The organism is Campylobacter sp. BCW_4332, from assembly GCF_001763175.1.
GTDB lineage: Bacteria > Campylobacterota > Campylobacteria > Campylobacterales > Campylobacteraceae > Campylobacter_D > Campylobacter_D jejuni.
This window is the reverse complement of the sequence record NZ_MJYF01000004.1, coordinates 1-1,923: the sequence shown is the minus strand read 5'-3', so window position 1 is coordinate 1,923 and position 1,923 is coordinate 1. Positions and strand designations below refer to the sequence as shown.

Genomic DNA, 1,923 nt, shown 5'->3' with positions numbered 1-1,923 from the left:
TTTTGATTAGCACCTATTTCTATATCTTTGTTTTCTCCTACATATTCATGAGAGTTTTTAGCCACTCTTACTTTATTATCTACTCCTACATTTAAGGTATTGCTTAATCCTACTATGGTATCTTTAGATAAGCCTACATTAGTTAAGTATTCTCCTCCTACATTGACATTTTTAGCTAAGTCTATGGTTTGAGTATGAACCTTTTTAATCCTTTCATTATAAATTCCATCCACTATAGAATCTTTATCATTTAAGATTCTTTGAGTGAAATTATGTTGTACTAATTCATCATAATCCTTTTGGGCTTTTAAATAAATTTGTTCTTTATCTTTTATATTTGAGAGGGTAAGTTCATTATAACCTTCTTCATTAACACCTATGGTTTTAGAAGAAAGAGAAGTTTGGTGATCATTAAAAGGAAGATTTACTAAACTTGGATTAGTCCCATTATACAAACTTCCACTTACATAAGGCTTATCTATATCATCATCTAAAAAAGAAATAATCACTTCATCTCCTATTCTTGGAGTATGATAAAAACCTGAATGATTACTTGCTATACTAGAAGCTACTCTTAAAAAAGGAGTGTGATGATAAGATTTATAAGTATTGCTTGATAAATTAGAAGAATTTGTATCTATATCATTTGCAATAAAAGTATCATTATCTAATTCTTCTTGATTGGCATAAAGATTAATCCTTACCTTAACCCTTCCATGCTCATCAGTATAAATAGTATTTCTCTCACTTTCTATATCCTTACTCTCTCCTATAACAATACCTTGAGTGCTATTAGGAGCTTTAGGTTTAGCTTTAAAACTTGGAGTAAAGATAATATTCTTTTTTAATAAAGTTAAAGTATTAGAATAAGATTTACTTAAATTTAAATCTTTTAAATTTAAATGATCATTCGTATTAATAGAATTAGCTAAGATGGCATCATCAATTAAGATTTGAGTATTAGCAATAATAATAAAGTCTTTAAACAAAGAAGCTTTATCTTGTTTTTCTTCATCTTGATTTTTTATTTCTTCTTGATGATTAAACTCCTTATAATTTAAAGTGATAAAATCTCCTAAGCTAAGATGATAAATATTACTTTTTGCTAGTAAGCTTTCATTTAATACTAAGGCTCTTTTTTCTTTAAGAGAAGGCTTAGTCTTTAAATCAATGCTTTTTGTAAAAGAATATTCACTCTCATAAAAATGTTCATTATAATAAGCTTTGTTATTAAGTTCTTGTTCATAAGGAACTTTACTAGAGTGTAAAGATAAAAGATTTAAAGGAGTATTGGCATTAATACTAGAATGCGTAAAAGAATTAGTTCTTAAGCTTTGCTCTTTATAAATAGAAGAAATACAAGCTTGATTTAAAATATTATTAATATTAGGATTATACTCAATTTCTTTATTTTTTACATTTTTATATACATCACAAAAATAAATAGTGTTCTCATCTTCATAAAAAAAGATTCCATTATTATGGCTTAATCTTGTAATAAAGTCTAAATCACTTTCATTGTATTGAGAGATGAGTTCTTGTTCTTCATAATTAAAATGTATATTAGAATAATCAATTTCTTTATGTAAGATATCTTGATAAAAACCAAGGGTTTGTTTAATCACTTCTATAATATTAGTATGAGTATAAATACGATTGGCTTTATTTAAAGAAAGTCTTATCAAGACTGATTGAAGCTTAAAAGAAAAAAAATGCTTGTATTGTATTTGCTTAGTATTTGAAGCGCTATCATTAATATTTAAAGCACTTTCATGATTAATGCCTAGATATTTTATATAAGTGATAATTCCCTTATAGTTTTTTACTTCATTGTTATCAAAGTTTAAGGTATTATTCTCATAAGGATTATGGATACTTAAAATAGCTTCTTGATCGATTAAAACATTAGGATGAAAATTAAAA

General features: G+C 25.6%; 1 protein-coding gene. It reads right to left on the bottom strand.

Features of this window, described 5'->3' with window-relative positions; genetic code table 11:
• A partial coding sequence (locus AJN64_RS09855; RefSeq protein WP_070292515.1) for a type VI secretion system Vgr family protein occupies nucleotides 1-1,923 on the bottom strand: 1,923 nt, incomplete at both ends.